This window comes from Spirosoma pomorum (genome assembly GCF_054776615.1).
In genome coordinates, this window is the sequence record NZ_BAAHBP010000027.1 from 32037 (window position 1) to 52972 (window position 20936).

General features: G+C 53.0%; 14 protein-coding genes. 8 read left to right on the plus strand and 6 right to left on the minus strand.

The window, feature by feature from the left end; translation table 11 throughout:
* Window positions 1-10 precede the first annotated feature (10 nt).
* Complete coding sequence (locus ACYVAD_RS15685) at window positions 11-3175, minus strand: SusC/RagA family TonB-linked outer membrane protein (protein WP_461140456.1); 3165 nt, start codon at window positions 3173-3175, stop codon at window positions 11-13.
* A 533-nt stretch (window positions 3176-3708) separates the two neighbouring features.
* Here ACYVAD_RS15685 and ACYVAD_RS15690 point away from each other — a divergent pair.
* The 6 genes from ACYVAD_RS15690 (at window position 3709) to ACYVAD_RS15715 (ending at window position 12729) form a co-directional block, all read left to right on the plus strand.
* Window positions 3709-4791, plus strand: coding sequence for an efflux RND transporter periplasmic adaptor subunit (locus ACYVAD_RS15690; RefSeq protein ID WP_461140457.1), 1083 nt, complete (start codon window positions 3709-3711; stop codon window positions 4789-4791).
* 64 nt (window positions 4792-4855) lie between these two features.
* Window positions 4856-8011, plus strand: coding sequence for an efflux RND transporter permease subunit (locus ACYVAD_RS15695; RefSeq protein WP_461140458.1), 3156 nt, complete (start codon window positions 4856-4858; stop codon window positions 8009-8011).
* Between the two features lie 390 nt (window positions 8012-8401).
* Entirely contained in the window at window positions 8402-9802 is a 1401-nt protein-coding gene (locus tag ACYVAD_RS15700) for an efflux transporter outer membrane subunit (protein WP_461140459.1), read from the plus strand.
* Window positions 9803-9955: 153 nt separating this feature from the next.
* Window positions 9956-11095: a sensor histidine kinase gene (locus ACYVAD_RS15705; protein WP_461140460.1), complete on the plus strand. Its 1140-nt coding sequence runs from the start codon at window positions 9956-9958 to the stop codon at window positions 11093-11095.
* A gap of 27 nt (window positions 11096-11122) precedes the next feature.
* Complete coding sequence (locus ACYVAD_RS15710; protein WP_461140461.1) at window positions 11123-11929, plus strand: LytR/AlgR family response regulator transcription factor; 807 nt, start codon at window positions 11123-11125, stop codon at window positions 11927-11929.
* Window positions 11930-11991: 62 nt separating this feature from the next.
* Window positions 11992-12729: a YqjF family protein gene (locus ACYVAD_RS15715; protein WP_461140462.1), complete on the plus strand. Its 738-nt coding sequence runs from the start codon at window positions 11992-11994 to the stop codon at window positions 12727-12729.
* A 109-nt stretch (window positions 12730-12838) separates the two neighbouring features.
* Here the strand turns inward: ACYVAD_RS15715 and ACYVAD_RS15720 are convergent, their stop codons facing one another.
* A complete protein-coding gene (locus tag ACYVAD_RS15720) occupies window positions 12839-14227 on the minus strand; it encodes a hypothetical protein (RefSeq protein WP_461140463.1) in 1389 nt (462 codons plus the stop codon).
* A 443-nt stretch (window positions 14228-14670) separates the two neighbouring features.
* Here ACYVAD_RS15720 and ACYVAD_RS15725 point away from each other — a divergent pair, with 443 nt between their 5' ends.
* The gene (locus ACYVAD_RS15725) at window positions 14671-15102 is read left to right on the plus strand and encodes a CHRD domain-containing protein (protein ID WP_461140464.1); all 432 of its coding nucleotides are present in this window, start codon (window positions 14671-14673) and stop codon (window positions 15100-15102) included.
* 119 nt (window positions 15103-15221) lie between these two features.
* On the opposite strand, the gene ACYVAD_RS15730 is transcribed toward ACYVAD_RS15725, so the two are convergent.
* From ACYVAD_RS15730 to ACYVAD_RS15740, 3 genes are all read right to left on the minus strand, one after another.
* Complete coding sequence (locus tag ACYVAD_RS15730) at window positions 15222-17603, minus strand: ABC transporter permease (protein ID WP_461140465.1); 2382 nt, start codon at window positions 17601-17603, stop codon at window positions 15222-15224.
* A gap of 211 nt (window positions 17604-17814) precedes the next feature.
* A complete protein-coding gene (locus ACYVAD_RS15735) occupies window positions 17815-18507 on the minus strand; it encodes a LytR/AlgR family response regulator transcription factor (RefSeq protein ID WP_461140466.1) in 693 nt (230 codons plus the stop codon).
* A 6-nt stretch (window positions 18508-18513) separates the two neighbouring features.
* A complete protein-coding gene (locus tag ACYVAD_RS15740; protein ID WP_461140467.1) occupies window positions 18514-18744 on the minus strand; it encodes a hypothetical protein in 231 nt (76 codons plus the stop codon).
* A 74-nt stretch (window positions 18745-18818) separates the two neighbouring features.
* Here ACYVAD_RS15740 and ACYVAD_RS15745 point away from each other — a divergent pair, with 74 nt between their 5' ends.
* Window positions 18819-19391 carry a biopolymer transporter ExbD gene (locus ACYVAD_RS15745; RefSeq protein WP_461140468.1) on the plus strand — a complete coding sequence of 191 codons (573 nt, stop codon included), beginning with the start codon at window positions 18819-18821 and terminating at the stop codon, window positions 19389-19391.
* On the opposite strand, the gene ACYVAD_RS15750 is transcribed toward ACYVAD_RS15745, so the two are convergent.
* A complete protein-coding gene (locus ACYVAD_RS15750) occupies window positions 19358-20914 on the minus strand; it encodes a sensor histidine kinase (RefSeq protein ID WP_461140469.1) in 1557 nt (518 codons plus the stop codon). The two genes, ACYVAD_RS15745 and ACYVAD_RS15750, sit on opposite strands and share 34 nt — an antisense overlap.
* Between the last annotated feature and the right edge of the window lie 22 nt (window positions 20915-20936).

Sequence of the window (20936 nt, forward strand, 5' to 3'; positions counted from 1 at the left end):
AGTTCAGGTTTTAGAAGGCAACAGAAACACCAAGTACGAAGGATCTCGTCCGCGGATAGAAGCTAACGGGGTCGATACCCGGCGACAGGTTGACGCTGTTGTCGCCCGGTCCGCCGTACACGTCACGCGATGATCCTGTCCGTAACTCGGGGTCGATACCCCGGTATTTGGTAATCACGAACAGGTTCTGCCCCGACAGATACACCTGTGGGTTTCTAACGTAGCGATCCAGGCCCGGAATCCGGTAGCCCAGCCGGAAGTTGTCCAGGCGAATAAACGACGCATCTTCAATCCAGAGGCTGGACAGTTGCGAGGCTACCCCTTGTCCGATACCACTCTGGAAAGCGTAAGCCAGTACGTTGTTTCCGGGGAAGTTACCCGGATTAGCGTATAGCAGGTACGGGCCGTTCAGGGCTTTCTGGCCCAGCGAACCCCGGAAGAAGAAATTCAGATCGAAGTTGCCGTACTGGAAATTGTTGTTCCAGCCCAGCGTCATGTACGGCTGCGAGCTGCCCAGGTACGTCCGGTCTTTACCGCCCGGATCGCGACCGCCACCCCCGTTGTCTTCGTAGACGTAGTTACCCCGTTCATCAAAGCGCAGGAAACGGGCGGTATAAAACTGTCCAATCGGATAGCCCTCCTGAAGCACGATCGGGAACGTGTTGGCAAAACCACCCTGTCCACTGCCAATACCGCCGTACGTGGTCGGATTAGCCGTATTGTACTTGTAGAAGTCATTGGTTAGCGACACTACCCGGTTGCGATTGTGCGCTACGTTGAGCGTTGTCTGCCAATTAAACTTGCCTTTGTCGATAACCTGGTAAGTGAGGCTCAGCTCGACACCCCGGTTGTTGACCCGCCCTACGTTGGCCAGTACACTGCCCACCACCGCTGTCAGGTTTTCGGAGCCGTATTTCTGACCAATCGACAGCGGGTAGTTGAACAGCAGATCCCGCGTGTCTTTGTTATAAAATTCCAGCGAGCCCTGCACCCGATTGTTGAACAGCGCAAAGTCGAAGCCCAGGTTGGTCATGGCCGAGGTTTCCCACTTCAGATCGGGGTTGGCGTTCTGCGTAAAGGCGTAGGCCGACCGGAAGCCGCCGTTGGTGGGATAAAAACCGCTTTGCGAGAAGATCAGCCGGGAGGCATAATCGCCAATCCCATCTTGGTTACCCGTAACGCCGTAACCCAGCCTGATTTTTAGGTCGTTGATCACGCTGCTGTTTTTCAGGAAGGACTCCTGACTGATTCGCCAGCCTATGGAGAGCGACGGGAACACGCCCCACCGGTTGTTGACCCCGAACCGGGATGATCCGTCCCGGCGAATATTAGCCGTCAGCAGGTACTTTTCGTCGTAGGAATAGTTGACCCGCCCCAGTAAACCGACCAGGATCGCTTCGTACTTGTTTGACCGAACAACCCGCGTGTTACCGCCGTCGGGTAAGGGGTTACCCGCTTCCAGGTTGTTATAGCCGAAGATGTCCGGAAAGTCGCGGTTCTCTGCGAACACCTCCTCGCTGCTTAATTTCTGGTACGTATGCCCGGCCAGTACGTTCAGATTGCTTTTTCCGAACGTGGTATTGTAACTGATCGTCGACTCGATGAGCTTATCGATTACTTCCCGCTGGAACCGGTTGGCCAGTGATTTGCCCGTGTTGGCGTAGCCGCGGAACGTGCTGGGTACGAAATAACCCGAGAAGTAATTAAAATCGCTCAGCGATGCGTTGACACCCACTTTTAGTCCTTTGAGTACCTCCAGCGAGACTTTACCATTGACCAGCGTCTGCTTCTCCTTGGCATCGTTGGTGATCTGCGAAATCCGCGCCACCGGATTTTCCTCTTCGATCTGGGGACTGGCCAGTTGGAAGAACGACCCATCCGCATTGTATACCGGATAGGTTGGGTTTAGCTTGGTAGCCGCTCGGAATGCGTTGTAGTCAATGAATTTTTTGTTGGAAAACTGCTGCGACACCAGCAACTGGATTTCCATCCGGTCATTGAAGGCTTTCTGAACCAGGTTAAGACGGGCATTCAGGCGATCATAGCCCGAATTTTTAACAACCCCCGGCTGGTTCAGGTAAACCAGCGATCCGCGGTACGTAAACTTGTTCGACCCGCCCGAAATGCCAATGGAGTGGTTGTGGCTAATGGCCGTCCGCTCCATTTCCTTGAACCAGTCGGTGCTGGCTCCGCCGTCGATGGCTTTCGTGCCTAGTTCCTGCGCTTTCTGCCGAAACTCATCGGCCGTCAGCACGTCCGGGTTCTTCGTTACGTTCTGGACCCCTACGTAGCCGTTGTATTCGATCTGGGTTTGACCGCTTTTCCCCCGTTTGGTCGTAACAACGATAACCCCGTTGGCACCACGCGATCCGTAAATGGCGGCTGCGGATGCGTCTTTCAGGACGTCGACCCGTTCAATATCTTCGGGGGCAACGCTGGTCAGGTTCGCGCCTGCTACTCCATCAATGACGATCAGTGGTTCACTGTTGGCACTCAACGACGACGTGCCCCGCAGCCGGATCGCGGGCCGGTTGTTGGTTGGGTCGCTGTTAGGGGCCTGAATGACCAGACCCGCTACCTTACCCTGCACCGACTGGAGCGGGTTATTGATCACCCCGGCGTTAAATTCTTTCTGCGTGACAGTCGACGTTGCGCCAGTTACGTCGGTTTTTTTCTGCGTACCGTAACCGACCACGACAACTTCGTCCAGTGATTTGGTATCGGGCTTCATAATCACGTCGACACTACTTCGGTTTCCGATGGCTACGTCCTGCGCCAGATAGCCGACAAAGCTGAATGTCAAGGTTGTTGCGCCATCGGGTACGACAAGTTTATAGTTTCCTTCTGCATCCGTTGTCGAACCGCGCTGGCTTCCCTTGACAACGATCGACACACCAGGCAGACCCGCGCCCTGGTCGTCGGTCACCCGCCCCGTAACGGTCCGGTCCACCGGCTTGACCCGCTTGCCTTCCATCGGGTGTAAAGCCAACCGCGCCAATTGAGTCGACCTGCTTTCAACTACGGGCACTAGTCGGCTAAGGGCGATTTCCACCCGAATAGCCTCATGGGTATTGCTCAACGCTGGCGTGGCAATCGTACACAGCGGCAAGGTCAGCAGCTGTGCACAGCCGACGTAGATAAGCCAGCGTCTTGGTTCAGTTAAACGTTTGCTCATAATTTAACTTGAATTTAATTTACGTAAAAAAGTGATTTTTTTTCCATAAAAAGCACAATAATATAAAAAATCAAGTGTCATAAGTACACTTTTATTATGTAATGGGTTTCTTGCGGTTATACTGAGCCTGGTAAGTACTTTCGGTGGTGGGTTTGGAAACACAGGTTGGGGGTGAGAATTTCGACTTCTTCAGCGCTTCCGTGGGTGCACTGTACCTGTTCACCGCAACGTAATAACCTGAGTAAAACAACAGTGAGCAGAACCAAATGCGGGGTAGAGGCAAACCCGTCCTTCGTGCATACTGTATTGTTGCGGTCTGAAGTCAGGGCCTAACGCCGGTAATTCGTGTTAGCCTCAACGCCGTCCCCAATAAGTTCGTCGGCCAGACGGTTGAGTCGTTAGTTTTGGCGGTTGAGGTATTAAAACGGCATTAAGTTAGGCGAGGGGACTTACCTTTGATTGCCTAATAAACATGCAACGTGAAGCATATCCAACTCCTGAAAAATCGTTCCCTGCTCTTTTACTTAGTACTATTGAGTCCCCTAATCGGGCTACAGGGATGCGGTTCGGCAGCCGAAGACAAACCGGCTGAGCAGCCAGTCGCGCAGAAGCGGCCCGTCGTTACGTTGAAAGAAAGCGCCGTAACGCTGACGAAAGATTACCCCGCCCGCATCGAAGGAAAAGTCAATGTCGATATCCGGCCGCAGGCGGAGGGGTACCTGGAAAAAATCTACGTGGAAGAGGGGGCCTTTGTAAAAGCGGGGCAACCCCTCTTCAAAATTGCCGATGCGCCGTACCGCGAGCAACTCAACACGGCCCTGGCGAATCTGCACGCGGCTCAGGCGGAACTGAAACGGGCGGAACTGGAAGTCGAGAAGTTTACCCAGTTAAGCCAAAGCCGGGTAACGTCTGATTTTCAGCTCAAAACTGCCAAGGCGGCTTATGAATCGGTCAAGGCAACCGTTGCTTTGCAGGAAGCCGCCGTGGCCACCGCCAAAATTAACCTGGGTTTTACGTTGGTGAAAGCCCCGGTGAGTGGGTACATTGGCCGAATTCCGAAGCGAATTGGTAACCTGGCGTCCCGGACGGACGTAGAGCCGCTGACGACGTTGTCGGACATTCACCAGGTATACGCGTATTTCTCCATGACCGAGCAGGATTTTCTGGCGCTAAGCCGAACGTCCGAACAGCCACTTTCTCAAACCATCCAAAAGCTGCCAGCGGTGCAACTGGTGCTGGCCGACGGGCTGCCTTACGCCCAGAAGGGTAAGGTGCAGATGGTGGACGGAAAGTTCGATACGGGGACGGGCAGTATTAGCGTTCGTGCTATGTTCGACAATCCGCGCTACCTGCTCCGTTCCGGTAATACGGGCCGGATTACCCTGCCCGAAACCCGCCAGAACGTCCTGCTGGTACCGACTCAGGCCACGGCCGATATTCAAAACAAGATTTACGTATTCCGGCTCACCAAAGACAACCGCGCCGAACGTGTAGCCATTACCGTGAACGGGAAAAGTGGCGATAACTACGTACTCGCCAAAGGGCTTCAGCCGGGCGACCGTATCGTGGCGAAAGATGCCTCGCTGGTTACAGAAGGAGAGCAGGTACGACTGTAACCCGTACTGACCCATCCCGCCAACCATTTGAGCTGCCAACCGGCGGCCATTTCACCTCGACATCATGCTCCAACAAATTATTCATAGGCCCGTTCTGGCTACGGTTATCTCGATCGTGCTGGTTCTGCTGGGGATCATCGCCCTAACCCAGCTCCCGGTCACCCAGTTTCCCGATATTGCCCCGCCCACAGTGTCGGTCGCAGGCGTTTATCCCGGCGGAAACAGCGAAAGCGTTACCCGTTCGGTGATTACCCCCCTGGAGGAAGCCATCAACGGCGTTGAGAAGATGCAGTACATCAAATCAACGGCGGGGAGTGACGGCTCCTTCTTCATTCAGGTCGTTTTCAATCAGGGGACCAACCCCGATCAGGCGGCCGTGAACGTACAGAACCGGGTGGCGCAGGCCAACAGCCAGATTCCGGCCGAGGTTATCCGGGCCGGGATCACGACCACCAAGCAGCAGAACAGCAACATCATGTTCTTCAATGTAGCCAGCGAAGACTCGGCCAAGTTCGACGAGCTGTTCCTGCAAAACTATTCGAAGATCAACCTGGTGCCAGCGCTAAAACGCATTCCGGGGATCGGCAACGTACAGCTTTTTGGTAGCAAGGATTACTCGATGCGGATCTGGCTGGACCCGCAAAAATTGACGGTGAATAACCTGGTGCCGCAGGACATCGAAACCGCCATCACAAACAGCAGTCTGGAAGCATCGCCCGGTAAGCTGGGCGAGGAATCGCAGGCGCCGATGCAGTACACCGTTAAGTACAAAGGCAAGCTGAACCAGCCCGAAGACTTTGAGCAGATCGTACTGAAAGCCAAACCCGACGGTTCGATGCTGCGGCTGCGGGACGTGGCCCGGATTGAGTTCGGTTCGGCGTTCTATTCGAGCGACAACAAAGAGGATGGCCGGCCCGCCGTTACGTTGGCTATTCAGCAGGTGAGCGGTTCGAACGCCAACGAGATTGAGATCGCGGTCCGCAAAACGCTGGATCAGGCGAGTAAGTCTTTTCCGAAAGGCATTAAGTATAACATCATTCAAAGCGTAAAAGAGCGGCTGGATGAGTCCATCAACCAGGTGAAACAAACGCTGATCGAAGCGTTCATTCTGGTATTTATCGTCGTGTTCCTCTTCTTGCAGGATTGGCGCTCGACGCTGATTCCTGCCATTGCCGTGCCCGTTGCCATTGTCGGTACGTTCTTCTTTCTGTTGCTCATCGGCTTCTCGATCAACGTGCTTACCCTCTTCGCGCTGGTGCTCGCGATCGGGATTGTGGTCGATGATGCCATCGTGGTGGTGGAGGCCGTGCACGCCAAAATGGCCAACGAACACCTGGAACCCGAGGAGGCAACTGCGTCGGCCATGCAGGAGATTACCGGCGCAATTATTTCGATTACGCTGGTGATGGCTGCGGTGTTCCTGCCCGTTGGGTTCATGAGTGGGCCGGCGGGGGTATTCTATAAACAGTTCGCCTTTACGTTGGCCATCGCTATTCTGATTTCGGCGGTCAATGCCCTGACGCTGAGTCCGGCGCTGTGCGCGCTGTTTCTTCGGAATACTCATGCCGACGGCAATGCCTCGAAACGGACGTTTAAGCAGCGGTTTGATCTGGCTTTCAATACCGGATTTGAGAATCTGACGGCAAAATACGTTCGTAGTGTTCGCTTCCTGATCGACCGGAAATGGATTGGGCTGGGAGCGCTGGCGCTGGTGGCAGGCCTGGCCTTTTTCATGATGAATCGGACGCCCAAGGATTTCGTACCCAACGAAGACGATCGATTTGTGGTCTACGCGCTATCGCTGCCGGCCGGAAACAACCTGAAGTTCACGACGAACGTAATTCGGCGCATCGACCAGGCGCTGAAGAAAATGCCGGAGGTCGAGACCGTAACGAGTATTTCGGGATTCAACCTGCTCAGTAACAGTGCTGGCCCGTCGTACGGCGTTGGATTCGTTCGCTTAAAAGCCATCAAGGAACGGGGTGAGATTCAGGACATGAATCAGATTATCGAAGCGATGACCCAGCGGCTGGCGAGCGTCAAAGAAGGTGAATTAAGCTTGTTCCGCTCTCCGCCGGTCGAAGGGTTTGGAAGCGTAAACGGTGCCGAACTCGTCTTGCAGGATCGAATGAGCCGGAGTCTGGACGACTTTAGCCAGCAGGCCCAGCAGATCCTGGGTGCCCTGAACCAGGACCCCGCCATCGGCGCGGCTTTTACTACCTTCCGTTCCGACTTTCCGCAGTTTGAAGTGATTGTCGATGAGGACAAAGCCTTCCAACTGGGTACGACGCCCCGCGACGTAATGACGACCCTGCAACTGTTCTACGGGGGAGCCCAGTCCAGTGATTTTGTCCGGTTTGGTAAATTTTACCGGGTCAACGTCAAAGCCGAAGGCCAGTTTCGCATGGACGAAGAATCGCTGAATCAGGTCTTCGTCAAAAACGCCAGCGGAGCCATGATTCCGGTCGGAAACTTGGTGAAGCTACGCAAAGTGTATGGGCCGGAAGTGGTGGATCGCTATAACCTCTTCAACAGCATCACGGTCAATATCATGGCGAAGCCGGGCTATAGCAACAGCCAGATCATGGACGCTACCGAACGGATTCTAAGCGATAAACTACCGGCGGGCTACGGCTATGAATGGAGCGGACTGAGCCGGGAAGAGAAAGAATCGGGTGGCCAGATGGTGCTCATTTTCGGGATGTGCGTCCTGTTTACCTACTTCCTGCTGGCCGCTCAGTACGAAAGTTACCTGCTGCCGCTGGCGGTCATTCTCTCGCTGCCCACTGGAATTTTAGGCGTCTATTCGGCCATCGGGCTGGCGGGGATCACGAACAACATTTACGTGCAGATCGGCCTCATTATGCTCATTGGACTACTGGCCAAAAACGCCATTCTGATCGTTGAGTTTGCCCTAAAAGCCCGGCAGTCGGGTATGTCGCTGGTCGATGCGGCCATCGAAGGAGCCCGGCAACGGTTCCGGCCTATTCTGATGACCTCGCTGGCGTTCGTTGCGGGGCTGATTCCTCTGATGTTTGCGACGGGGGCGTCGGCGGCAGGGAACCGGTCCATCAGTACCAGCGCAGCAGGCGGTATGGTTACCGGCGTTGTACTAGGATTGGTCTTCATTCCGCTGCTCTTTGTGATTTTTCAGTCGCTCCAGGAGAAGATTAGCCGAAAGCCAAAGCCAAAACGTAAAGAAGAATTCGCCCACGCGTAGGGTGTGAACGCTTTCGCGTGTCTTCGGGCACTGCTCGCGACGGCGGCTACTATGGTACCTGTAGTCTTGCAAATGTTTCGGGAGATGGTGAATCAAGCGTAGTTTTTCACCACCCCCCTGCCCCCTCCTAGAAAAATAGGAGGGGGTGATTGAAAGGGCACTACTGCTCATCCCCCTCCTGTTTTAGGAGGGGGCAGGGGGTGGTAAATGGCAGAAAACAAGAGAGATGTCCCTTCACAAGAGTAGGTTTTAATAGGGGCGGGGCGGCCCGTGCCAGTGGTCAAATAGAGCCCTTACAAGATTAGTCTAAAAACCAGGATAGGGTTACTTAATCAGACGACTGTTGCAGTGAGATGGAGTACGGAAAAACAAATAATTACAGCCATTAAAATGAAACCCATTCACCTTCTTTTCCTCCTTATCCTGCTGCTCGCATCGTGCCGTGTCAGTCGGGAGCAGCCCAAACCGGACGTAAAATTGCCTTCGCAGTTCCGTAGTGAGCAGGCGGTTGATTCGACGCTGTCAACGCTGCCGGGTGTACAGAATTTCTTCACCAATGCAGCCCTACGAACGCTGATCGATACGGCGCTGGTTTTTAATAACGATCTGCGGATTGCCGTCAAAAATGTGGAGACGGCGCAGACGGTTCTGAAACAAGTCCGGCTCAACTACCTGCCCGATCTGAACGCGCAGATTCAGGCGAGTCGCAACCGGACCGCCCGGAACAGTTTTGCGGGATTGGGAAACGAGGCTTTTCTGGGTACGCTGACGCTGAACGACTTTAACGCCAGCCTGGGGCTCAACTGGGAAATCAACCTATGGGGCCGGGTTCAGAAACAGAAAGAGCAGGCGTTGGCGACTCTGCTGCAAAGCCAGGAAATCAGACGAGGAATCCAGACGCGGTTAGTAGCCGACGTCGCGAGCGGGTATTATAACCTACTAATGCTCGATGAGCAATTGCACATTGCGCTGGACAGCCGCCGACTCGCCGATAGCACCGTTACCATCACAAACGCCCAGTTCAAGGTTGGCGAAGCAACGTTGCTGGCTATTCAGCAGGCCAAGGCTCAGTTGGAAGCTACCCAGCAACTCATTCCCCAGATCGAACAGAGCATTACGCAGCAGGAGAATGGACTGAGTCTACTCTGCGGCCAGTATGCCCGCAGCATTAGGCGGCAGACGCAACCCGGCGAAGCGTTTACGGTCAACCCAAAAGGCGGCTATGAAATTTCATTGCTGGCAGCCCGGCCCGATATTCACGCGGCTGAATACGCGCTTCGGGCGGCCAACGCGCAGGTGGGCCTGGCGCAGATCGCCATGTACCCCCGGCTGACGATCACGGCGCAAAGTGGTCTTACGTCCTTTCAACTGGCTAACTTGGTTAGTGTACCGGGCTCGTTCTTCTGGAATATTGCCGGGGGCTTGGTCCAGCCAGTTTTCCAGCGTCGCCAGTTAAAGACGCAGTACGAGCAGACTATGCTGGAGCGGGACCGGGTGGCGCTGACGTTTCAACAGGCGGTTCTGGTGGGCTACACCGAGGTGTCTAATGCACTAGTCGCCAATCAAAAAGTAGACGAACAAATTCAGGCCGCGTTACGTCGTCGGCAGGCGTTGGAAGAAGGAATTGGTTCCACCCAGTTGCTGTTTCGGAATGGGATGGCCAACTACCTGGAAATTATTTCCGCTCAGAGTAATTACCTGCAGTCGCGGCTGGCCGTTACGCAGTTACAACGAGAAAAGGCCGCGGCCACTATCGAGCTATACCGGGCGCTGGGGGGCGGCTGGCGTTAGAGCTATAAAACGGTCTAAAAATTATTTCATAACGAGTCAGAAACCCCTAAAACCCCTAAAGGACGGTCGGCCGTTGCCGGACTTTACTTACTCTGGAAAAAAGTTCGGCAACGGCCGACCGTCCTTTAGGGGTTTTAGATAGTTTTTTAAAGCATGGACACCTTACCGCTACTGCTGAATCGCAACAACCACCGATGGTATTTTCGGCTGGCGCTGGCACCCGTTGTCATGCTGGCGATCTACGCGGTATCCTTTCTGATCAACCCCAACGGAACGTATTGTCCTGGCTGGAGTGGGCCCTGGCAGGAGTTGGCGGTAAGTCTGTCGATTGACTTGTTCTTCTGTTGGCTCATTATCGAGGTAAGCATTGGCATCGCTCACCTGCTAGAACGGTTCTATCCCTGGGAAAGCGTACCGCTGGTCCGTTTCCTGATTCAGACGATTCTGATTTTAGTCGTCAACTGTGGCATATTCTGGACACAGGATAGGCTCTACTCCTGGCTGTACCCCGGAACGCTGACGCCCCAGCAGATTCTTGAAGTCTGGCAGTTTTTTATCGTCAACCTCATTATTGGTTTGATGATCAGCGCGCTGCACACGAGTTATTACTTGCTGCAACGCTGGAAAACAACGCTGGAAGAGGCTGGTGAACTGAAAGTCAAAACGTTGGAATTGAGCCGAATCGCGCTCCAGGCCGAATTGCAATCCCTGAAGTTGCAACTCGATCCGCATTTTCTGTTCAACAACTTCAGTACGTTATCCGAACTCATTCTGGAAGATCAGACGAAAGCGTCTCTGTTTCTGGATAATCTGTCGAAGGTCTATCGGTATATGATCCAGGCGGTGAAACAGGACCTTGTGTCGCTGAAGGATGAAATTACGTTCGTGAAGGCGTACTATTATCTAATCCAGATTCGGCACGGCGAGCAGGTTCGTATTTGTTTCGATCTGAATCAGGAACTGATGAGTAAGTGGTTACCACCCATTACGTTGCAACTGCTGATTGAAAACGCCATCAAGCATAACCGCGCTACGTTAGCGGAACCCCTAACGATTGATATTTCACACACGGGCGATTACCTCTGCGTGTCGAATAACCGACAGCCCTTTCCCAAGCCTTTGCCTTCCACGGGGCTGGGATTGGAGAACATAAAAAACCGCTACCAGATTCTGTCCAGCCAGATTCCGGCAGTAGGGTCTGATGCCAAAAGATTCTGGGTGAAACTGCCGCTGCTGGACCCTTGCGCCCCACGGCACTATACGGTAAAACAGGGCCAACTGGCAATCGACTAGCTTTCATTTCTATCCCCGCTTTGCCGTATGAATACGTTGTCCGTACTGATTGTTGAAGATGAGCAGCCAAACGTGAATCGTCTACGTCGGCTGCTCCAGGCCATTCGGCCGGATCATCAGGTGGTGGCCGTGTTGGGAACCGTGCACGAGAGCGTCGACTGGCTACAAACGAATGTAAAGCCGCAGCTTATTTTTATGGACATTCGCCTGGCGGATGGAATTTGCTTCGACATTTTTTCACAGGTAAGCGTCACCAGCCCGATCATCTTCACGACGGCCTACGACGAGTATATGATGCAGGCGTTTAAGGTCAATAGCATCGATTATCTACTCAAACCCATCGACAGTGACGAACTGAAGCAGGCGCTAGACAAGTTCGATCAATTGCAGACGGCTCATGACTCGTCGGCTTCAGACTCCCCGGACCGGCATCAATCCGATTCGTCGGCTTTGTACGCTGAACTTGTCGACCTGTACCGAAAGCAGCTAAAAGTCTTCCGACAACGTTTCCTGTTGCCCTTTCGGGATGGATACGTCACGCTCAGCGCACAGGACGTTGTCTACTTCTTTTCGGAAACGAAGATTACGTTCGCTGACCTCAAAAGTGGTGACAAAACGATGGTCCCGTACACGCTGGAGGAGTTGGAGGAAGAACTGGACCCGCGCTATTTTTTCCGGGCTAACCGGCAGTACATCATCCACGTAGACAGCATCCATAGCATTCACAACTACTTCAACGGCAAGCTCAAGGTACTGGTTGGTAAGAAGGACGCCGTCGAAATCATCATCAGCAAAGAAAAAGCCCCCCTGTTCAAGCAGTGGCTCAACCAGTAGGGCCCCGAGCTAACATTGTCGCGGGGAACGAGTTAAGCCAACGTTGATTTGATTTCCATCGCATGGCTTTTACGTTCTTAACCGCCGAATGGCGCAACCTGATTTTTGCCAATTACGCCATCGACCGGCGCGTGCTGGAACCGCTGGTTCCCTACGGCACCGAACTAGACGAGTTTGAGGGTGTCTGCTACGGCAGTCTGGTTGGCTTTTACTTCCAGAATGTCAAAATGCTGGGTAAGGTTGCCGTGCCGTTTCACCGCGAGTTTGAAGAGTTTAACCTGCGTTTTTACGTTCGTCGTCGTACCGATGCGGGCTGGCAGCGCGGGGTTGTTTTTGTGAAGGAGATCGTGCCCAAGCTGGCCATTACGTTGGTGGCAAATACGCTCTATGGCGAGCCCTACGCTACCCATCCCATGCGGCATCGCTGGCAACCCGATGGTAATCGGCAGTTGATTGAGTACGAATGGAAAGTGGGAGCCAATTGGAATCATATCCGCGTGTTAGCTGATCAGACTGGACACGCGCTCATCCCGGGCAGTGAGGAGGCTTTCATCACCGAGCATTATTGGGGCTATACGAAGCGAACAGCACTATTCAGCTCAGGATCGCGGACATCGGAATATGAAGTTGTTCACCCGCAATGGCAGATCTACCCCGTCTACGACTATTCCGTTCGTTGCGATGTTGCCACGCTTTACGGGCCACAGTTTGCTCCCTTTTTCGAGGGATCTCCCCATTCCGTTTTCCTGGCCGACGGCTCGGCAGTGGCTATCCGCTCCGGTGCTACGTTGCGGGGGTGAGAAGACGCTCGCGTTGGTCCGATAGTGCCTGTCGTCCGCTGCACAAAAAAGTGGGGGTAAGAGTGCGTTGCTACTTCTTACCCCCACCAGATTAGTGTGTATGTTCTTCTTATCGACCACCCCGACCACCGTGGAATCCGCCGAAACTGCCTCCGCCGAAAGAATGCATACCGCCACCAAATGAACGGGCTCCGCCGAAACCACCGCCCCAGGACGAACCCCGGTTGAGGCTGGCATTCGCATTTGGGTAGCGGCTCATGGGTGTTGCCATGCGGGCGTTTGCGCTATTCCAGGTATTCGGACGGCTGTACGTTCGAGGTGTCGTGAACCAGTTTGGGTGACCACCCAGTGTCCCGTAAGCAGGACCAAACGCCTGGTGGGCGGCAGTCATGAAACCGGAGTTGCCTGGCGACCAATAGCGGTGAAAACCGACGTTGTTGGTGTAATACGTATTGAAGCGGTTGTACAGATGGGGGTAATACGAGTAACCTCGGTTGAAAAACCAACTTGAGAACCCTACGGAGGGTAACCCAAAGACCACCATATTTCCTCCAGCACCGTAGTAAAAGCCAGTTCCAGACCACCAGGCCGATGGATACCAGACCGGAGACGCGTACCAGTAAGGATAGCCAAACCAGTAAGAATACGGATTCTGATAAGAGTAATTTGTGGTTACCCAGGCTGGGTTGGGGTTGATGCCGGTATGGTAGCCGTTAGCCTGTGCGTAGGCCTGACCAGCCTGTTGCAACTCCTGCTGAGCCTGTGGGTCCTGGCTCAGTTCGCGCTGATAATTGGCCAGTTCCTGCTGATTCTGGGCATCCAGTTTGTCGTGGGCGTCAGCCAGATTTTGCGTTACGCCTGCTGAATCGGCCTGATACGCCCGGCCCAGTTTTGCCGTTTTATCCATCTGCTGCGTCAGCAGCGTTAGTACGTCGGGCATGTTGAGCAACTGCCGAAACGCATCCTGGGTGGGGTGATCCAGGAACGCTGTCAGATCAGCTAATGCCTGATCGGCCTCTTGATTCAGCTTGTCGGCCTGAACCAGATCGTTGTGGTGATTATGATACAGTTTCCAGGCGGGCTCCTGCAAATCCGAAGGGAGATTTTTGGTAATGGCCTGCACCGTCGCCTGACTCGAACCGGTTGGCAGCGTAGCTAAGTCATGCAGGACGTCCGGAAAGCGGGCCAGATCGTAGAACCACCCCTGCTTGGTCTGGCCGTAAAACTGAATTAGCTTACTGAAAGCCTGCTGGCTATTGGCCTGTTGCTCGGCAAGCTGGGTCAGCACGTTAGGTTGCTGACTGGCCAGAAGAATTGAGCGACGGACGTCGTCGCGGTAAGGCGCAATGGCCGAGACGAGCGATTGGTCGGCGTTAGAGACAGCCGGTGTCCGGTTATCGTCGAGCGTCTGAGCGAATGTCGTTTGTCCTGGTGCGATCAGTAGTCCCAGCCCCAACATCAGGGTTGTTGCCGTAGGGAAATGAATGAGCGCTTTCATGGCGGAACTCAGAAAAAATGAATGTTTGGATCTGTTGATCACCCGCGAAAATATCGTTCGGACGATCACATAAATAACAGAGGTGACGATATAAACCGTGCGCGGGATGAGTTAAGCATTGATTAAAAAAGTATTATTACTCATCCTGCTTGCAGGAGGGTTATCTGACGCATCGAGAAAAAAGACGTTCGGATAAGCGGAAAAGAGAAAACAATCTGTATCGACAATAACTATAGATATATCTTACTGTAGTTGTTTGGTTTTCAGTATGTTGTATAAGCAAAGGGTTCTAAATATAGCCTGAAGAGTAATCTCGTTCAATAGAAATGAATGACTTTGGCGGGGCACTTTCCTAACAAAAAGGTTACCCATCATAGTGCTTTTTTTATTTACCAATAACCGAGAGTGTTATGATCAGGCCAAAAAAGATAGCAGTACTACTTATGTTTGTTGCTGCCCCACTATTACTACCATCCTGCAAATCAGGCAGCAATCCATCACCTGATGATCCAAATGATACGTTTGGAGCAACCATGAGCGGTACCAACGAGGTTCCACCCGTAAGCACCAGTGCTACGGGAAACTACACGGCCAATTACAACCGCGTGACACGGGTACTGAGCTACACGGTAACCTATCAGGGACTAACGCCAACCATGGGGCACATTCATTCGGTTACGGCCTCTACGGCTTCGGGTAATAACGGGCCGGTAACGATTACGTTCCCATCGCTGACCAGCCCGATTGTCGGCCAGGCGACATTAACGCAGGGGCAACAGGATGACATGTACGCTAACAAGACGTACGCGAACCTGCACACATCGACTTATCCTAACGGATTGATCCGCGGTAACATCGTACAAACCGACCGGTAGGCATACGTAACAAGCAAGGGGTTGTCTATCTAATTCGATCAGATAGACAACCCCTTGTCTATTTATACACAGAATACCGTAATAGCCGCGAAACGTACGGTTAGTAGCTTGCTTCCTCCTTATTCTGATCGCAATGACTTCACCGGGTTGACCAGTGCCGCCCGGACACTTTGGAGACTGACCGTGAGTAAGGCAATGCCCATAGCAATCAGGCCCGCCAGTACGAACATCCACCAGGCCAGTTCAATTTTATAGGCGAAATTTTGCAGCCACTGGTGCATCGCATACCAGGCAATGGGTGATGCAACAATAACGGCGATCAGGACCAGCTTCAGAAAATCTCTGGAGAGCAGGGCGACGATGCTGGCGACTGATGCGCCCAGAACTTTTCGCACGCCAATTTCTTTGGTCCGCTGTTCGGCTGCAAAGGCTACCAACCCGAACAGGCCCAGGCAGGCGATAAAAATGGCCAGGAGTGTAAACGTCAGCAGCACATTACCCTGTTTTTGCTCAGCCTGGTATTGCTTCGAAAAGTTTTCATCCAGAAAGTGAAAATCAAGCGTAGCCGTGGTGGAAAACGTTCGGTAGACCGTTTGAATGTGCGCCAGTGCTGCCGTTACGTTACCCGCCCGAACCCGAACGTACAGATTGTCTTTGTCAGACGCCGTGGGCATCTGCAATACCAGTGGCTCGACTTTGTGCTGAAGCGAATAGGTGTGAAAGTCCTTGACGACGCCAACGATGCGGGCTTCGGCGGTGTGATTGGCTTGGTCGATAAAGTAGCGGACCCGCTTGCCAACCGGTTGAGGACCAAGTTGTCGGGCCAGCGTCTGATTGATCAGAACGGCGTTCGATGCATCGCTTTTGAAAGACTCAGAAAAATTACGGCCGCTTACCAGGCCTATTTCCAGTGTTTTCAGGTAGTCCGGGTCAACGAGGAATTTCTGAACTAGTTGCGCGTTGGGGCTAAACGCGCCCTGTTGCTCGAAAAACATCCCGCTACCGCCGATGTTGTTGTTGCCAATCGGATTGCTGGCAGCGGCTGCGCTTTCGATCAGCGGATTCCGGACTAACGCTTCCTTGAGGGCGTCGATACGTTGCCGGACGGTTTCGTCGTCGATGTGAAAAGTAAGTACCTGTTCTTTATTGAACCCCAGATCCGCCTGACGGACAAATTGCATCTGTCGGTACACAATTCCTGAGCAGGCGATGAGTGCCACCGTGGCTACGAACTGAAAGACAACCAGTGCTTGCCGGAGCACAACCGGGTTCTGATGATTGCTCAGTTGCCCACGCAGAGCCGATACGGGTCGGAAACCGGACAGACGCAAGGCAGGGTAAAGCCCACTCAACGCACCAATGAGCAACGAGAACAGGGCGACCGTCAGCAACGTACTGGACCAGCCGCCGAGCGACAATGATTTGTCGGCGAGCTGGTTGAAATACGGCAACGCCACGACGACTAGCCCGGCACTGACCAGTCCCGCCAAGAACGTCATGAGCAGCGATTCGGTCAGGAACTGCCCGATTAGTTGGTGCCGGAACGAACCAACCGCTTTTCGGACGCCTACTTCGCGCGTGCGTTTGAGGGCGCGCACCGTGTTCAGATTTACGTAGTTGATGCAGGCAATCAGCAAAATCAGGGCGGCTACAGCGGCAAAAATAGAAACCGTGCGGGCGTTGCCATTCGGACTGATTTCGTAATCCAGATGCGAGTGCAAATGAATGGCCGACAGAGGTTGCAACTCCAGCCGATACGTTACGTCGCCCATTTCTTTCTTCAGGTATTTCGGGAAGAAGTCCGTCAGCTTTGCCGATAGCATGTCGGGTTCACTACCTTTTGTTAGCAACAGATAGGTGTAGAGCTCGGCCTGCTGCCAGCCGCTCGTATAGTTGTCAGGGAAGGAACGTAAAGCGCCGAATTGTAGATGCGAGTTGGTCGGTACGTCCTCAATAACGCCCGTTACGGTGTTCGGGAAATGCTCACTGAACTCAACGACCTTGCCGACTGCGTTGCCGGCACTGCCAAACAGTTTTTCGGCTACGCTCTTCGTCAGTACGATACGCTGCGGACCACTGAGGGCAGTACGTGGGTCGCCGTACAGAAAGGGAAACGTGAACACGTCGAACACCGTCGAATCGGCGAAGAAGATGGCAGGAACGTCCAGTTTTTTGTCGCCAACCGTAATCAATCCACCACCTTCCGGGTGAAAGCGGACCGTTTTTTCAACCTCCGGGTAGTCTTGTTTCAGTGCTTCCGCAAAGGGGGCCGACGTAGCCGCCAGGTGAAGGTCTCCGCCTTGCCACTGCGCGTGCTGCACTACCCGAACAATGCGGTCGGCATTGGCGTGAAAGCGGTCGTAACTCCACTCGTTGACCACGTACAAGACCATGAGCCAGACAGCCGCCATGCCGACGCCCAGCCCGATTATGTTGAGACCGCTGAAAAGCTTGTTTTTCCAGAAAGTCCGGATGGCGATTTTTAGATGGTTGCGCAGCATAATCGGTTGGTTGTCGGGATAGATGGGAAGAACAACAATCTATACTGCCCCAAATGCTGTACCAAGTCTATAATTGGTTGATATACAGTAGGTAACGTTAAGGTTGGTCCGGCTTATGTCCGCAAATGGACGAATTGCGTTCACTTATGGACAGAATAAAGTAGCCGAAAGTGACTGAGTAACAGAGGTTTTGTCTACGTAAACGAATGACTTATGGTAGGTTCAGACTAGTTCGGATGTCAGCAACGGTACGCTCATACGACGCGCCAATGGGTATGGTATGGCCAGCCACGGTGATCTCCTGGCGAGCTATCTTGTCAACCTTACGAACGGCGACGGCGTAGGACCGATGTACCCGAATGAACAGGCTGGACGGCAGCAATTGCAATGCATCAGTCATGGTCTGCCGACTGAGCAAACGACGGTTTCGCAGTACAAACGACAGGTAATTCCCGTCGGCTTCGAGGTACAGAATATCATCGACCCATACCTTCTCTTCTTCGTAGCCCGTTTTGACAAAAATAAATGGGGCTTCGTCCGAACGTAACGTGTGTATGTCGAGCGCTTTCGTACAGGCTTTCAGAAAGCGAGCCAGCGAAAACGGTTTCAATAAATAATCAACCGCATCCAGCTCAAAACCTTGTACGGCGTAATCAGAGTAAGCCGTTGTGAAAATCACCATCGGGTTTCGGGGGAGACACTTCACCACATCGATTCCCGAGATGTCGGGCATCTTGATATCCAGAAAAACTAGGTCGACGCGGTGCGTTTGCAGGTACGTAATGGCTTCAAAGGCATCGGTAAACGTAGCGTCCAGTTGTAGGAAGGGTACCTTGGCCGCGTGAAGCCGGATTACGTCCAGCGCCTGGGGTTCGTCGTCGATAGCAATGGCGGTCAAGGCCATACGAGGTTATTTTTGTTTTGTCCAGCGATCTTCCTCGAAGGAGAACAAACCGGAAATGGCGCCGTCGGCAGCAATCTCAACGGTACATGATGCGTCATTCGTCTGTAGCAAAAAACGTAGCCGCGGTGGCTCATTGAGGGGTGGTGCCGAACTGGCAGACACAAAGCCTAACGCCATTTGAGCGATCACAACAGGAACAAGCCAGAGTAAGAGCAGGGGAAGATAAAAGCATTTCATGGAAAAGAAAATTTAAGTGGATCGTATGAATTTTGGGTATTGTGGTCATCTCTCGGTAAACCGACGATTTTCCGATGAGAGCAGCCCGTCAGCGGTACAAACTTCCTCAGGTAGATATGGCTCCATTTGTTAGCGTAGTTCTGTTACTGATTACGTTTTTTATCTGGATGAAGCAGATAGAGCGGCATAAAGTCGTATCTGTCTACAAGAGCCATAATGGGAAAGTCGAGTATTACCAGCCGCTTACGGGCATCCTATTTTTGCTGGAGAATGATAGGATTGGGTACCTTTTGTATGGAACTGACAGTACCGCCAGTTACGTCGAGATCGATTATTCAGCAGACAGATTACAGCATACGTTACGTCGTACCGCTTTGTTGATAAACCCTGTTTTGGTGATCAAGCCGACAAGTCAATCGATCATCAGAAACCTGGTGGACGTTGTTGATGCGTTAGCCGTAAATGGGCGAATCGCTTGTATACTGGCGGATCAATTGGCTGAGGAGGAGCAGTGTTTACTAACAAGGTATCGGCAGTATAAACAGACGCGTCCGCAGTGGCCTGTCGTTCTGAAAATCCCTGGCCGCCGACGATTTCTCCCGGAATGCTGTGATTACCAGTACACCAGCGTCAGCGATACAAAATAGTCCTGTTCCGACTGCTGAATATCGAGTGTGTGTCGACCCGGATAAATCAGCTCCAGGCGCTTACGAACATTATCCAGCCCAACGCCCGATTGCTCTTTTTCGGGATCGGCCGATTCGGCCGGACGCGGATGACGGGAGTTGTGAACCTTGAAATACAGCTTCGTCGCATCGAGCGTTAGCGTAACGAAAATCCAGGATGGATTTCGCAGGCTGATGCCGTGCTTGAACGCGTTCTCGACGAAGGGCGTCAGCAGCATGGGGGCGAGGTAAATCTCACGCTTCGGTTGTTGAATGTTGACCCGAATCTCGATCGGGTGACTCTCATCAACGCGCATCCGCTGAAGCTCGATGTAGTTGTGCAGGTATTCGACCTCCTTGTCGAGCGGGATGCGATCGTGGTTATTCTCCTGAAGCATAAACCGCATCATATCGCCCAGCTTCTGAATGCCGTCGGCCGTTTTTTCGCTGTTCTCCTTAAGCGCCGTAGCGTACAGACTATTCAGCGCATTGAACAGAAAGTGCGGGTTTATCTGTGCCCGCAGACTGGACAATTCGGCCGATTTAGCCGAGACCTGAGTTTGAAGCACTATTTTCTCCCGGTTCAGCACCCGGCGTCCGTAGGCAATCGCCACCGAGCAGATTACAACGATGGCGCTGAACGTAATGATTGGATCAAGGGAGTGATAATAAAATTGGGTGCTGGCTTCCCAAATGATAGTCGTCACAAAGAGCACTGCCAGCAAAAAAGCACCGATCGAGTAGGGCGAAACCTCCCTAAAATTAACTGACTGACTAACTGCGTTTTTGTAAATGAATGACTGAAGAATCAGGGTTTGACTGCTCAGTCCCAGCAGCAGCAGCAGATCACGAAACGATCCCCGCCAGAGTGTAGGCGGTAAGTTGCCAACGAAGGCAAACCGCACCAGTAGTACCATAATGCCGCTGAGTAGCAGATAACTGACTACTCGGAAATGAGTTGGTAATTCCTGGCGGGTTTTGTCAGATAAGTAGACGTAATAGCCCCGGATAATCTCGTATGTGGCTAGCAGAATACCCAGTCCGATCGCGTCGGCCAGTACGGTGCGTTTGCGGTAAAGCGAATACACTTTCAGTCCGAAAATATCGCCCGATTCGAGGTGCTTGTAACGGACGTAAAGCTTTAGATAGTGGTAGATAAGCGCGCTTGATAGAAGCAGAAAAACGGTCAGCCCAACGTACAGCCAGCCTGCGCGGCTACCAACTTCTTCGGAAAGGCGGGGGTAAGCTAGGTAGTTAAACACGTACCAGGCCCCCAGAAACAGACAGACGCCCGCGATAAGTGGTACGTTGTTGTTCAGCGTATGATCGTAGTTGCCCAGCTCCGGCCAGTAGGTTCCGGCTGGAATACCATTGCCGCTTGACGCCAGACCAATCATGCCGTCAAGCTTGTTAACCTCTACCAGCAGTCGTCGTATGACGTAGATAGTTGCCAGGCCGACCAGAAATAATGGTTCGGCGTATCGTTTGAGTGAATGTGCCTGCATAGCTATTGCTCGATTTTTGACC

Coding starts and splice junctions, on each gene's coding strand:
- ACYVAD_RS15745 (WP_461140468.1), top strand. CDS start 18,819: ATGAGAGCAGCCCGTCAGCGGTACAAACTTCCTCAGGTAGATATGGCT.
- ACYVAD_RS15715 (WP_461140462.1), top strand. CDS start 11,992: ATGGCTTTTACGTTCTTAACCGCCGAATGGCGCAACCTGATTTTTGCC.
- ACYVAD_RS15720 (WP_461140463.1), bottom strand. CDS start 14,227: ATGAAAGCGCTCATTCATTTCCCTACGGCAACAACCCTGATGTTGGGG.
- ACYVAD_RS15750 (WP_461140469.1), bottom strand. CDS start 20,914: ATGCAGGCACATTCACTCAAACGATACGCCGAACCATTATTTCTGGTC.
- ACYVAD_RS15740 (WP_461140467.1), bottom strand. CDS start 18,744: ATGAAATGCTTTTATCTTCCCCTGCTCTTACTCTGGCTTGTTCCTGTT.
- ACYVAD_RS15685 (WP_461140456.1), bottom strand. CDS start 3,175: ATGAGCAAACGTTTAACTGAACCAAGACGCTGGCTTATCTACGTCGGC.
- ACYVAD_RS15710 (WP_461140461.1), top strand. CDS start 11,123: ATGAATACGTTGTCCGTACTGATTGTTGAAGATGAGCAGCCAAACGTG.
- ACYVAD_RS15725 (WP_461140464.1), top strand. CDS start 14,671: ATGTTTGTTGCTGCCCCACTATTACTACCATCCTGCAAATCAGGCAGC.
- ACYVAD_RS15730 (WP_461140465.1), bottom strand. CDS start 17,603: ATGCTGCGCAACCATCTAAAAATCGCCATCCGGACTTTCTGGAAAAAC.
- ACYVAD_RS15705 (WP_461140460.1), top strand. CDS start 9,956: ATGGACACCTTACCGCTACTGCTGAATCGCAACAACCACCGATGGTAT.
- ACYVAD_RS15735 (WP_461140466.1), bottom strand. CDS start 18,507: ATGGCCTTGACCGCCATTGCTATCGACGACGAACCCCAGGCGCTGGAC.
- ACYVAD_RS15700 (WP_461140459.1), top strand. CDS start 8,402: ATGAAACCCATTCACCTTCTTTTCCTCCTTATCCTGCTGCTCGCATCG.
- ACYVAD_RS15695 (WP_461140458.1), top strand. CDS start 4,856: ATGCTCCAACAAATTATTCATAGGCCCGTTCTGGCTACGGTTATCTCG.